Here is a 13,401-nt window from a genome sequence, read left to right on the forward strand (position 1 = left end):
ATTACATTGCGCCGTTCTGCACGATTTCCAGGACGCCGTCGATGACGAGCTGTACGCCCATGCACACTAGCAAAAAGCCCATGATGCGCGAAATCGCATCAATTCCGTCGTGGCCTAGAAAGCGGACAAGGCGGTCGGCTGAGCGCAGGCAGATATAGAACAAAGCGCCCAACAGCAAGGCAACGATGATGGGCGCCACGACCAACACCCACTCGGGCGGATGCGGCTGGATGCTCGAAATCTTGGACGAGGCGCTGATGATCATGGCGATCGTGCCGGGTCCGGCGGTGCCGGGCAGTGCTAGCGGAACGAACGCAATATTCGGCACGCTCTGGGGCGTGGACGGTTTGGATGCCGCGCCATCAGCAGGCGGGCTGTTTGTGGCCGTGCTCGCGGGAAACAGCATATTAAAGCCGATAAAGGCGACGATCATTCCACCTGCGATGCGGATGCCGGGCATTGAAATGCCCAGCGCATGAATAATCCATGTGCCCAAGAAATACGTGACGAGCATGATCAGTACGACGTAGAACGCGCCTTGCCGGACTTGGCGATGCAGTTCGGGCCGCGGTATGTTTTCGCCCAGCGATAGAAGCATGGACATTGACGTAAGCGGGTTGGCTAATGGCAGCAGCATAGCCAGACCTAGTCCGATTAAGTGCACTAATTGGATGATCTGTTCGGTCATAGTCTGCTGGTTTCCTTAAAAGACTTCGATTAGAGTCATGGCGTAACACGTCGCTTAGTCGTTCCAACTCTCGCGTGGAGAAGTCATGGCGCCCATGACAAATGCCAAGTTGGCGGCCGCCGTTTGAGAAGCTGTCCTTGCATCGATGCGGGCTTGTTGCGCATCCAGTAGTGCGGTAACGGCTATCGTGGTGGCGGTCACGGTCCCTACGCCGTGGCGATAGGCTTGTAACGCTGCATCATAAGTTGTGTCCGCTGTCTTGACCAGCTCGGACGCTGCCTGATAGCTGGCCAGCGCGGATCGCAGCATGTTCGAGGCGGCGATGATTTCGCGCATGGCACTTAGTTGTGCTTTTTGAAAAATATCGGAAGCTTTTTGCGCCTGAATTTGGGCGTCTTGCAGACGCGCCGAGCGCAGGCCGCCATCGAATAGCGGTATCGTGACGCCGAGCAGCACGCTGGCTGATCCGGTTTGCTGTTGCAGGTTCGGTAAGCCGCGTACGTCGAAATTTGTGCGGTTATGCGCTGCCACAGCACCCAGATAAACCTTGGGCATGAACTCGGCTTCGGCGGCAGCGATACCGGCCTTGGCGGCTGTGGTGGCGGCATAGGTGGCAAGAACATCGGGGCGCTGGGATAGGGCAAGCCGTATGGCTTCGTCGGTCAGCGTCGTGTTGGTGTCGGGCAACCGGCGATCTGGCGGGTTGCTGATCTTGATGTGCGTAGCTGGCGGCAGGCCTACCGCAGCCAGAAGCGCTTGGTAGGCATTCTGTTCCAGCCCCTGGGCGTTGACCTGGCGCAGCTTAGCCTGGGCCACTTGCTGGCTGGCCTGGGCTGTCTCCACGACTGTCGCAAGTCCCGCTTTCTGGCGCTGTTCGACGGCATGGTCAATAAAGCGGCTGTTCTTTAGGGCTTGCGCCGCAATGTTTACCTGGGAGCGCGCCGCGCCATATTGGTAGTAGGCGTGAGTGACATCATGAATGATTTTTTGGTGGACTCCGTTGAACAATACATTGGTCGCATAGGATGTCGCCCTGGCCCCATCGGCAATGGCTTTGCGCTGCCCAAAGTCAAAAATCAGCCATTCCAGCGCCAGCGCGGGCACGACGCCATGGAATTCGGTGTTGATGCTCCGATTACCGGTCAGCAAAGGAATCGGCGTTTGTGTTTTCTGCCAGCCGGCGATGACGTTGGCCGACAGCATTGGCAGGAAAGTGGCCTCGACAACACCGACTGCGAGGGCTGCCTGGCGTGCGCTATTCCAAGCCAGGCGCGTTTCCGGATTCTCGCGCTGCGCAATGTCGATCAGCTCGGGCAGGTTATGCACGTGTTCGCCGTCGATGATCGGCGCCGGAGGCAGAATCGAGGCCTCAGGCATAGAGGGTACAGTGAACCCCTTGGTGAGGCTGGGCATGTTCGGTTTGCGTGTGGGCGGGGCGGTGTCCTGTGGGGTGGGTTGCCACGGCGTGCTGGGTGATGCCGGTGCGAGGGTCAGGGCGTCTGTTGCGCAGCCAGCGAGGGCGACGCATAGTGTGGCAACAAGTGGTTTGGCCCAGCTGGCCAAGTGCGATTGAGTGGACATGCGGTGCAGCGTAATCATTCCTTGACCTTGCTCAACGAGAGCAGCATATAGTCGATTTCGCTAACCGCCTGAGTGTATGCGGGCGAAGGTATCGTGGGTTTGAAAGCAACGACAGGGCACAGGTTTTCTGCCTGGACGATCAGGGTCCTCAACCGCTCGATGGTGTCATCATCGGGGCGCAGGTTTCGAGGCTCGAACAGGGCTAAGCCCAGGCTCTCTCTGGCCGTTTGCAGTGTTGTGATAACTCTGGAGATCTCGTCCATGGTAGCGGGCTGGATGCGGTCGGAACGAACGATCTGCGTCAGTCCGTCCAGCGCATCGGCTACCTTTTTGCGCACCATGCTGGCGATGCTTAGCGGCCAGATGCGGGTGAAGACCAGGTACATCACCAGATTACCCAGCAGGATGCCCATTACCCGGTCCGAGGCGGCGGATAGATCGATAGATGGACCAAAGTCTTGCAGTATGGTCAGCAGAAAGGCTAGACCGATCTGGATGCCCGCATAGGAGATGCGTTCACTGCCTGATGAGACCCATCCGGCCACCAGGATTCCGGTGAAAACCAAGGCCATCAACGAACCGATACTTGTCATATGGGGTATTAGAAACAGGATGGCGCCAACGCCCATAGCCGCACCGATCAGGCATCCGATGATGCGCAAGGTTAACTTGTGCAGGGTTTCGGCGGTGGTACCCAGCGCAGCCACATAGCACGTAATCATTGCTGTATGGATGCCTTGCCAGTCGATGGCGGTGTAAAGTAAATAGCTGATGGTCGCGGCTGCTGTTGTCTTGATGGCGAACCGAGAATATTCCGAGTTGCTAAGTGCATCCTTGAAGAAGAAGGAGGGCTTGGCGGATTTTTCCGCTGGCCTTGGCCGCCGGTCCATCAGTGCGGCCAAGGCCAACCTGGCCTCAGTGGCGGGATTGTCGCTGGGAATGGAGGCCTGGCTGGAGGGGTCGCCAACGGCCCTGTCAATGCTCTGTTCGGCCGCCAGAACCTGGGCCGCCAGCCGGCATTGCGAGGCAAGCTCGTGGCGCAGGGGTTCAGGCGCAGAGACCATCAGGGTCGAGACCGCAAGAAGCAGGCGATACGAGTCATCGATGGCGCGAGTCAGGTATTGGGTTTCGGCTGTGGGCGCCAGATGAAGCAAGCCAACAAAGCCCACACGTTTTTTTAGCTCTTCGTTGCCCGCCAGCAACTGAGTACGGACTTCCTCGTCAAGCGCCGGTTGCTCAAGCGCACGCGCGGTCGCCTCCAGTCGCTTCACCAGTTCGTTTTTCAGCAGGCGTACCGGGGAGCGTCCCAGAAAAAGGTTGAAGATCACGATGATACCCATCGGGACGACCGCCATCAGCCAAGCATAGAGCAGCGCCCTAGTAGCGGCTTCGCCGAAAGGGACATCGCTGAGCAGTGTCATGGCAAAGCCGACGACCAGGGCGAGAATATTGCCAATCGGTCCCAAGAGGCTGGCGGCGCCAATGTATAGAAAGATAAAGGAGCCCACCACGATGACTACCATGCGCCACATGGGATCGTCGATGGTCCATCGTGCCAGATACAGAAGCAACACCACAACCAGGGAAACCAGGATTGCTACGCCGATGGCCATGAGCGTACTTTCAGCGCCATCTGGCTTCATCAGAAACAGAATCAGATAGCAGCCGATCGCTGCCAATGGAATGCCGTAGGTCATGAACACCAGGCTTGCCAGAGAGCACTGGGCAGCAACCCGCCATGCCATGTCCAGGCGCCCATCGAACGGGCGCAGGTCTTTACGGGCCGTGCGTAGAACGGTAGGCAGAAAGCGGTTAGCAGTTGTCGTCATGCCGCATGACCACTACCGCTGACGCACCGATGCGCAGCAGGTTTTCTGGGGCGTCTCCAAGCCGAACACGTACAGGAAAGCGTTGCGCTACACGGACCCAGTTCAGGGATTTCTGCACAATGGGCAGGGCACGGGGCAGATCGATCAGGTCAGCGGAGCTGACGCCCCAGCCAATGCTATCGACGGCTCCCTTGATGGCGACCGAGGGGTTGGCCATCGCGTACACCAGGGTGCATGATCCAGGCTTGATGTCCTTAAGCTCAGTTTCGCGAAAGAAGGCGGTGGCGTACCATTGTTCGGTATTGATCAGTGTGAACAAGGATTGGTCGGGTGCGACATATTCGCCCGCTGAGACTGACAGGCCGACCACCAGTCCGTCATGGGGCGCACGTACCTCGGTATCGGCAAGAGCATGCTGGGCAATCGCCAACGTGCTGCGACTGACTTGGACAACCGCCTCGGCTGCCTCCATCGTTCCTACCAGGCTTTCAGCGGCTTGCGCCTGCTCCTTCGCCTGTTTGAAACTGGTCCGGGCATCTTGGTTCAGGGTTTTGGCATCATCGACCTGCTGGGCGGTCACGTAACCTTTCTTGGCTAACGGTACAAGCCGCTCCAGCGTTTTTTCAGTTAACTGCAGATTCGATCGCGCCCGCTCAATTTGCTCGGTAGCGATAACAACATTAGAGCGCTCGGCGCGGATTTGCCGGCTTTTTGCGTCGAGAGCAGCTTGCGCCGCCTTGAGTTCCGCTTCGGCCTGCTCAACGCGAAGACGGTAAACCGTTGGGTCGAGGGTAAACAGAAGTTCGCCGCGCTTTACTCTACCGTTTTCGGTAACGTGGAATTGCTCGACCCGGCCAGGCACTGGTGTGCTGATGTGCACGACGTTGGCCTGCAACATGGCGTCCTCTGATAATGGGCTTGAAATCCATTGATAGACGATGATGAGCGTGATTGCACCCAGAATGATGATGGCTGCGGCAGTCCGAGCGAGAAACGTTTTCTTCTTTTGATTGGCGGTATGGGGCATGACTCAGGTCGCGAAAAAAAGAAGCGATGTGGCGATGGCGATGATGATTGCCACGCATACATAGACAAAAAGACGAAGTGGCAGCGCGTCGTCTAGTCCTAGGTGAATAAAACCCAGGCGTACCAGGATGGCGCCCATTATGCCGACCGCAGCGCACAGTAGCCAGGAAGGAAAGTAAGAGCCGAACGCGGCTATAGAAGGTGCATTGGAGTTTGTGCAGCCCGCGAGCACGATTGCAATCAACAACGACGTAGCGATATGCGGCAAGTTTTAAACCCTTTCAGTTGTGAGCGTGAAATGGCATGCTTTTTTTTTGGTGCGAGCAGGGACCGCCGCCACTGTATCACTTAACCGTCTACTGGGGGTGTCGATATATGCTAAATTGCTGTGGAATCCAACGCGCGGAGCTTCTCAAGTTGGTGCGACTGGGATTTCACGTTTATGGAAACAGTAAGTGTAGTTCTGGCAATGCTTGTTGCTGTCTTGCTCAGCGGAGTGTTGGTTCGTGTGCTACCGGTTTCCTTGCCGCTGCCTCTCGTCCAGATAGCCTTCGGCGCGTTGATTGCCGCTGTGTCAGAGCGGGGCGTCAAGCTCGATCCCGACATGTTTTTTTTGTTGTTTTTGCCTCCGCTCTTGTTTTTGGATGGCTGGCGTATTCCTAAAGACGGCTTGATTCGCGACAAGCTAGGCGTTGTCCAATTGGCGTTCGGGCTGGTTTTCTTGACTGTGCTGGGGCTCGGTTTTCTGATTCATTGGATGATTCCGGCAATGCCCCTGACGGTGGCGTTCGCCCTTGCCGCAATTGTGTCGCCGACTGATCCCGTGGCGGTAAGCGCAATAGCGCGACGCACCGTTCTTCCTAAGCGGGTTCTGGTGGTTCTGGAAAGCGAGTCACTATTCAACGACGCCAGCGGCTTGGTGGCATTCCGGTTTGCGGTTGCCGCTACAGTTACCGGCTCGTTCTCCCTGACGTCGGCGGCGGGGTCTTTTTTGTGGATGGCCTTGGCTGGGCTTGCCATCGGCGCGGCGGTCACCTGGTTGATCACGATAACCGGGAACTGGTTTGTTCAAAGGTTTAGCGAAGATCCCAGTTCCGAAATCCTGCTGAGCCTCCTGGCTCCTTTTGCCGCATACTTTTTGGCGGAGCATGCCCAGGCCTCGGGAATATTGGCCGCCGTTGCGGCAGGCGTAACCATGAGCTATGCGGAGCTCTCCGGTAAGGCTCTGGCCGCCACGCGGGTGCGTCGCGAGGCCGTATGGGACGCTGTCCAATTTTCCCTGACCGGAATCATGTTCGTGCTGCTGGGCGAGCAACTACCCAGCATACTTAAGGGGGCGGTATTGGTGGTGGCTGAGGCCGGCCATCACGATGTGAGGTGGCTGGCCATTTACCCTGTGGTCATCTGCATTGCCCTAGTCGCGATTCGTTTTTTCTGGATTTTTTTGGTGCTTAAAACCGGCAAAATTCTTCGTGGAAACAGGAGTCTGGACGCGGCACCCGTTGGCATACGCATGATGCTCGTGTTGTCGTTCGCCGGCGTTCGGGGCACCATAACGCTGGCCGGCGTCATGACCTTGCCGCTTGTGCTTCAGGACGGCTCCAGTTTTCCTGCACGAGATTTGGCAATTTTCCTCGCGGCCATGGTCATTATTCTTTCCATGGTCATAGCCAGTGTCGGGCTACCCGCTTTGCTGCGCGGCTATAGCGCTCTTCCCGAAAAGCGCTATAGCTTTCAAGAAACGCTGGCCCTTCAGGCGGCGCGTGAAGCAGCCATTAAAAGTGTTGGGCAGACGCTGAACAAGTTGATCCAGTCCGATACAGGTGAAAACAGCGCTCTGTACACTGAAGTCGCAGGTCATATACTCGACGAGTTGCGCACCAGCGCCGACGATGCCACTGAGGAAGAGAGCCGGGAAGCATTTAATTTGCGATGGGCCGTGGAGCGGGAGATGCGGCTCGATGCCATCAAGGCATCACGGCTGGCTGTTTACCAGCTCGCCCGAGAGCGGCGTATATCGGATGCGATGGCCCGCGAGCACGTCATGAGGTTGGACTTGCACGAAGTGCGATTGAGCTGATCTTTACACGGGAGCGGTACGTATTGGCCGCCACCAGATTCACGCATTATAAGAATGGGAGCGGTATGCAACAACTTAATTCGGGTAGTGGGCAATCTCAAGGAGGTTACGTGCCTTTTAGGCATGTACATTCGGCTACGTGCGGCTGCAAATGCGCCAGCCCCTTGATTCGGTCGTTGCATCGGCGCGTGTCCGCGGACCTGACGCGTCGCATGTTTCTGGGTGGTATGGCGGCTGCGGTACTGCCGTTCCTCACCTTCAAATCGGATAGTGCTTTTGCGGAACAGCCAAAAATATCCGAGCGTCCCATACTGCTGACGAATCTACGCCTGTTTGACGGCATTACAGCCACGGTCCAGGAAGGCAGGAATGTCCGGATAGAAGGCAATAAGGTTGTGGCTCTGCCTGCCGTGGGCGAGGCGCCGGGCGACGTGGAAATCATCGACTGCGGTGGCCGGCTGGTCATGCCGGGCTTGATCGACGCACACTGGCATTCGACGTTGTGTGGCCTGACGCAAATGCAGGCGATGACGGCGGACGTGCCTTATATTCATTTGGTCGCCGCTCACGAAGCGCAGCGCACCTTGATGCGCGGTTTTACCACCACGCGCGATGCCGGTGGCCCCAGCTTCGCGTTGAAACGGGCGATCGACGAAGGCATCACCCATGGACCGCGCATCTATCCTTCAGGAGCCATGATTACGCAAACCTCGGGCCATGGCGATTTCCGGATGCGATACGAAATTCCACGTGCCGACGGCGATATCACCCATACCATGCGTGCGGGAGTTTCATCGATTGCCGATGGCGAGTCCGAAGTACTCCGTCGTGCGCGTGAAGAGCTGATGCTTGGTGCATCCCAGATAAAGTTGATGGGCGGCGGCGGGGTAACCTCGCCCTATGATCCCTTGGACAGCGTGCAATTCACCGAGGCCGAGCTCAAGGCCGGCGTGGCCGCGGCAAGCGATTGGGGCACCTATGTCATGGTGCACGTCTATACGGCTAAAGGCATTGAACGGGCGGTTAGGGCCGGTGTGCGGTCCATCGAGCATGGGCAATTGGCCGATGAAGAGGTCGTGCGCATGATGGCGGACAAGGGCATCTGGTGGAGCTTGCAGCCATTTCTGGCGGATGAGGATGCGAACAAGCTGGCTGATCCAGCAGCCAGGGCGAACCAATTGCGGGTCGCCCAGGGAACAGTGAAGGCCTATGAGATGGCCCAGAAATTCAACGTCCAGACTGCATGGGGGACCGACATTTTGTTCACCCCTCAGAACTTGCCGCATCACGGGCGCATGCTGGCCAAGCTGACGCGCTTTTATCAGCCGCTGGACCTGTTACGAATGGCGACCGGGCAGAACGGAGAGCTTTTGATGATGTCGGGTTTACGCAACCCATACGAAGGGGGGCTGGGAACCATTGCTCCCGGTTCGCTGGCCGATATTCTTGTGGCTGACGGCGATCCCACTGTGAGCCTGGATTTCCTGACCGACCCGGATACCAATCTGCGGTTGATCATGAAGGATGGCAAGATATACAAAAGTACGCTGGTCTGATCTGCGCCTGCGCGGGGCGCATGTCCCGGGCATGAGGGTGCAGCCGCTCATGGGGCGTCGCCATGTGATAATCCCCCCGTAAATCCATCACTGCTAAAAATGGGGTATTACCATGTGGCTGATTGTCCACCTTCTCATCATCACGGGACTATCGGTTCGCGTCTTGCTCCGGCCGCACCGCGATCCGGCGTCGCGTATTGCATGGATCCTTTTCATCATGGCTCTGCCCTACGTCGGAGCATTGGTGTATCTGATGTTGGGCGAGGTGAGGCCGGCCGGGTTTTCGGTTCGTCAGAGGCTGCCTGACTCCTCCCAACCCCTGTCTTCCGGCTCGGTTACGGAAAGCGTCAAAATTCCGGAGAACGCCTCGCCGGGGTTTGCGATAGGTGCGTCGATCAGTGGCTTCGCCCCGGTTGGCGGCAACACGGGGCATTTGCTTGATGATTCGAACTCCACGATTAACGCAATTGTCGCGGATATTGACGCGGCAATAGAGCACGTGCACCTACTTTTCTACATCTGGCTATCCGATACCAACGGACGCAAGGTCGTTGACGCGATGGTGCGCGCGGCCCAACGCGGGGTCACCTGCCGCGTGATCGTCGACGATCTGGGGTCGCGCGACTTCATCCGTGGTGAGCATTGGTCGGCGATGGGTCGTGCCGGTGTGCAACTGGCGCGCGCGCAGCCGATCGGCAACATCGCGGTTCGCATCCTGAAGGGGCGGGTCGATGTTCGTAACCATCGCAAGATCGTCGTGATCGACAATCACATTACTTATTGCGGAAGCCAGAACTGTGCCGACCCTGAATTCGCCGTCAAAGCAAAGTACGCACCGTGGGTTGACGCGGTTGTTCGGTTCGAGGGCCCGATCGCCCGGCAGAACCAGCAGCTTTTCCTCGCCGATTGGCTGATCTGTACCCACGAGGATTGCCGTGAACTGGCACACCGGCCTATGCCGCAACTGGAACAGGGTTTCGTGGCCCAGGTTATAGGGACCGGGCCCGAGAATCACTATTCCGCAACGCCAGAGCTTTTTGCGACATTGATGTTCAGCGCCAGGCGAGAACTGGTGATAACGACGCCTTACTACGTCCCGGATGACTCCATGCAAGCCGCGCTCTGTGCCAGCGCCCGACGGGGGATCGCAACGACCATCGTTTTCCCGGCTCGAAATGACAGTTGGTTCGTGGGGGCGGCAAGTCGTAGCTACTATTCCGAACTGCTGGATGCAGGTGTCTGCATTTACGAATACGTCGGTGGCTTGCTACACACCAAATCGCTGACGGTTGATGGCGAGATGACACTGATTGGTTCAGCCAACATGGACCGGCGTAGCTTTGACCTGAACTTCGAGAACAATATCTTGTTCCATGATGTGCATTTGACGCAGGCCATCCGTCGCAGGCAAGAAGGATATATCGCACAATCCAAGCTCATCAACCAAGCCGATGTGGCTGCGTGGAGTTTGCGCTATCGGCTTCGTAACAACGTCATGGCCATACTCGGGCCTGTCCTGTGACGGTGTACTAACCTTCGACTTTCCATAACTTAAATATTGACATATAGAACTTTTCCAAACCATAATGGTTACGTAGTCATTTGCCGTTCACGACAAGTATAAGCCTCTCGAATTTTCTGAGTGCCTTACGTTGATACAACAGAGCTATAAGAAGGAATTAGTCATGACAATTGCTTTTCATCCGGTTCGCCCTGACTTTGTCGCTGAAGTTACAGGTGTCAAAATTCGAGATACCTATGATCCAGAAACCCTGGAAGCGATACGGTGCGGAATGGATGCATACGGTGTGCTCATATTTCGTGATCAGCCTATGAGCGCCGAGGAGCAAATTTCATTTGCGCAGCGTCTGGACGGTACCTTGCACACGAAAACCTCGGTATCGGTACTTGCGGCGAATCGTTTTGGTAATGATGCCTTGACCGATATATCCAATGTGAATGCAGACGGCGAATTGTTGAAATCCAACGAGCGTCTTCGTATCGGTCATTTGAGCAATCGTTTATGGCATACCGACGCATCGTTTCAGGATCCCGCTGGGCGTTTTTCAATGCTTTCAGCGAAGGTCATCCCAGAGGTCAGCACCGATACCGAATATGCGGATATGTGTGGCGCTTACGACTTGCTTGATGAGCAAGCGAAAGAAAGTATAGAGGGGCTTCGAGCGCATCACTCTATCGTTTATTCGCGGCATGTGCTTGGTTTTGATTTTACTGATGAAGAAAAAGAGAAACTGCCTGGTGCAGCGCATCCGCTGGTTCGCACACTTCCTCGTTCACAGCGCCGCGCATTGTATCTTGCGTCGCATGCTTCACATATCGTGGACTGGCCAGTTGCGGAAGGGCGGTTGCTGCTTCGAGATTTGATTGAACATGCCACGCAACCACGGTTTGTCTACCGTCATGCATGGACTCCCGATGATTTTGTGATTTGGGACAATCGTAAAACTATGCACCGGGCCAGTTCGTTTGACGACACGAAATATCGTCGCGAATTGCGTCGCACCACTACCTTGGATATTGATTGACCGAGGCCATCGCTGGCACCAGTATGACCAGCCACGATGTGGCGCGGTTGGCTGGTGTCTCGCAATCAACCGTGTCCCGAGTCCTTCGCAATGATGCGAAGGTTCGCCCGGCCACGCGCGATCGCGTCTTGCAGGTACTGGCGCAAACACGCTATGTCCCCAATGCCGCGGCCCGTGCCTTTCGAACCAGCCGTAGCGGTTCTATCGGCGTCGTGGTGGCGAGGTTGTCGTATCAGCTTTATCCCATGACGCTCGAGGCTATAGGCGCCCGGCTTGTTAGTCTTGGGCAGCGCATGATCGTATGGGATGCTGAACATGGCGGCGACTTGCAGGCAAGCCAAGCGTTGCGCCAGGGAGTCGTTGACGGCGTGATCCTGACCGCAGCCACTGCTGAGTCCGAATTTCTTAAGGATATTGCATCTCCACAAGCACCCGTTGTCCTGGTTAATCGGAGTGTCGCTGGTTACCCGGCAGATCAAGTGTCAAGTGACAACATGGACGGTGGGCGTCGTGTGGCCCAATACTTATTACAGGCCGGTCGCAGGCGAATCGCGCTGATAGGCGGCCTGCAGCGAGCCAGTACTATTCGGGATCGTGAGGCCGGGTTCCGTGAGGCGCTGCGGCAGTCAGGGGTCGATATTCCCCCTCATCTTTATGTGCGCTCGGAAACTTTCACTCATGCCAGCGGTCATGACGCCGCCCGGCAACTACTTCAGTCTGCTTCTCCTCCCGATGCAATCTTTTGCGTGAACGATGTGCTTGCCGTTGGCGCGATTGATGGCGCACGTTTTTGCCAAGTAAAAGTACCCGATGATTTATGGGTTGTGGGCTATGACGACATTGAACTTGCCTCTTGGGGGGCTTATGACCTGACTACGGTACGGCAACCGATGGAGGAAATGGTCGCCTACGCCCTGGATTTGCTATTAGCGAAAATTAAGAACAACGGTAAGCCGCTTGAATATAAGTGCTTTCCTAATGAATTGCTTATACGCTCGTCGACTGCCCGCCACCCATTTACCAATGAAGGATGTCAGCGGAACTAATCAACCGTTTTATCGTAAATATATAAAGAGGTCATTAAGGAGAAGACATGAAAGGGTTTATAAAAAGGTGTGCGGCGTTATTCTTATTCTTAGCCGCTTTAGTAGGACCTCATGCCGCCTTCGCGCAGGAGTGGCCTTCCCATCAGGTCAAAATCGTTTTGCCTTATCCTCCTGGCGGTGCGTCAGATACTACCGCCAGGCTTTTGGCGGAGAAGCTGACAAAGGAATGGGGGCAGCCGGTTGTCATTGATAATCGGCCGGGAGCCAACGGAATCATTGCCAATGAGTTAGTGGCTTCAGCTACACCGGATGGGCACACCATATTGATGGCCAACCTGGGGCCCAATGCGATAAACCATGCCGTATATTCAAGTCTTCGTTACGATTCGATCAAGGATTTTGATCCGGTAATTTTGACTACGCTTGTGCCGCAGGTCATCTTGGTTAAGTCGGATTCAGACTTAAAAACTTTACAAGATCTCGTTGATTTAGCGAAATCAAAGCCAGATGAAGTGACCTTCGGCTCCGCCGGCATCGGCGCCAGTAATCATCTGTCCGGGGAAATGCTCAGCTCGATGGCAGGCATAAAAATGAGGCATGTTCCGTACAAGGGCGATTCTCCATCTATAACAGACACGATAGGAGGCCAAATTGTAGTGGTCTTGCCTACGGTGGTTGCCGGGATCCCTCATATTAACGGCGGCAAGCTCAAAGCGCTCGCAGTAACCAGCAGCAAGCGGGTTGCTTCGCTTCCGGATGTACCCTCGGTAAATGAAGCTCTCGGACTGGACTCTTTTGAAGCGGTGTCCTGGGGAGGCTTTTTGGTTCCCGCCGGCACGCCGCCAGCGGTAACAGAGAAAATTAATGCCGGTATCAACAAAGCGCTTCAAATGCCAGACATTCAAACCAAACTCAATGAGTTGGGTGCCAGCATTGTGGGTGGCACTCCGGAAGAGATGCGTACCTTCTTGTTGGCCGAAAATGTTAAATGGAAGAAAGTCGCGGACGAGGCAAATATACGGCTGCAACAGAAGTAAGGAAGAGGGCGG

Annotated in this window: 11 protein-coding genes; 6 read left to right on the plus strand and 5 right to left on the minus strand. The window is 56.1% G+C overall.

The annotated features are described in order from the left end of the window. Position 1: 1 nt before the first annotated feature. The 5 genes from ABWO67_RS15345 to ABWO67_RS15365 are packed head-to-tail and all read right to left on the minus strand — an operon-like array spanning position 2 to position 5,392. Complete coding sequence (locus tag ABWO67_RS15345; RefSeq protein WP_353153039.1) at positions 2 to 688, minus strand: MarC family NAAT transporter; 687 nt, start codon at positions 686 to 688, stop codon at positions 2 to 4. 54 nt (positions 689 to 742) lie between these two features. Beyond that, positions 743 to 2,287, minus strand: a complete 1,545-nt coding sequence (locus tag ABWO67_RS15350) for a TolC family protein (RefSeq protein ID WP_353153041.1) — start codon at positions 2,285 to 2,287, stop codon at positions 743 to 745. Then, complete coding sequence (locus ABWO67_RS15355; RefSeq protein ID WP_353153043.1) at positions 2,284 to 4,098, minus strand: FUSC family protein; 1,815 nt, start codon at positions 4,096 to 4,098, stop codon at positions 2,284 to 2,286. Before ABWO67_RS15355 ends, ABWO67_RS15350 begins: the two co-directional genes overlap by 4 nt. After that, positions 4,082 to 5,125 carry a multidrug transporter subunit MdtN gene (gene mdtN / locus ABWO67_RS15360; RefSeq protein ID WP_353153045.1) on the minus strand — a complete coding sequence of 348 codons (1,044 nt, stop codon included), beginning with the start codon at positions 5,123 to 5,125 and terminating at the stop codon, positions 4,082 to 4,084. Before mdtN ends, ABWO67_RS15355 begins: the two co-directional genes overlap by 17 nt. Positions 5,126 to 5,128: 3 nt before the next feature. Further along, complete coding sequence (locus ABWO67_RS15365) at positions 5,129 to 5,392, minus strand: YtcA family lipoprotein (protein WP_353153047.1); 264 nt, start codon at positions 5,390 to 5,392, stop codon at positions 5,129 to 5,131. 174 nt (positions 5,393 to 5,566) lie between these two features. Between ABWO67_RS15365 and ABWO67_RS15370 the strand changes: the two genes are divergently transcribed. The 6 genes from ABWO67_RS15370 to ABWO67_RS15395 all read left to right on the plus strand — a co-directional run bounded on the left by ABWO67_RS15370 (position 5,567) and on the right by ABWO67_RS15395 (position 13,389). Beyond that, positions 5,567 to 7,204: a Na+/H+ antiporter gene (locus tag ABWO67_RS15370; protein WP_353153049.1), complete on the plus strand. Its 1,638-nt coding sequence runs from the start codon at positions 5,567 to 5,569 to the stop codon at positions 7,202 to 7,204. 188 nt (positions 7,205 to 7,392) lie between these two features. Then, entirely contained in the window at positions 7,393 to 8,760 is a 1,368-nt protein-coding gene (locus ABWO67_RS15375; RefSeq protein ID WP_353153051.1) for a metal-dependent hydrolase family protein, read from the plus strand. 112 nt (positions 8,761 to 8,872) lie between these two features. Continuing rightward, positions 8,873 to 10,282, plus strand: coding sequence for a cardiolipin synthase (cls, locus tag ABWO67_RS15380; RefSeq protein ID WP_353153053.1), 1,410 nt, complete (start codon positions 8,873 to 8,875; stop codon positions 10,280 to 10,282). Positions 10,283 to 10,445: 163 nt separating this feature from the next. Next, positions 10,446 to 11,306 (plus strand): TauD/TfdA dioxygenase family protein, encoded by an 861-nt coding sequence (locus ABWO67_RS15385; RefSeq protein ID WP_353153055.1) that lies wholly within the window; start codon positions 10,446 to 10,448, stop codon positions 11,304 to 11,306. Beyond that, a complete protein-coding gene (locus ABWO67_RS15390; protein ID WP_353153057.1) occupies positions 11,303 to 12,352 on the plus strand; it encodes a LacI family DNA-binding transcriptional regulator in 1,050 nt (349 codons plus the stop codon). Before ABWO67_RS15385 ends, ABWO67_RS15390 begins: the two co-directional genes overlap by 4 nt. 47 nt (positions 12,353 to 12,399) lie before the next feature. After that, entirely contained in the window at positions 12,400 to 13,389 is a 990-nt protein-coding gene (locus ABWO67_RS15395) for a Bug family tripartite tricarboxylate transporter substrate binding protein (RefSeq protein WP_353153059.1), read from the plus strand. Positions 13,390 to 13,401 lie beyond the last annotated feature (12 nt).

The organism is Pollutimonas bauzanensis (assembly GCF_040393045.1).
Taxonomy (GTDB): domain Bacteria; phylum Pseudomonadota; class Gammaproteobacteria; order Burkholderiales; family Burkholderiaceae_B; genus Pollutimonas; species Pollutimonas bauzanensis_A.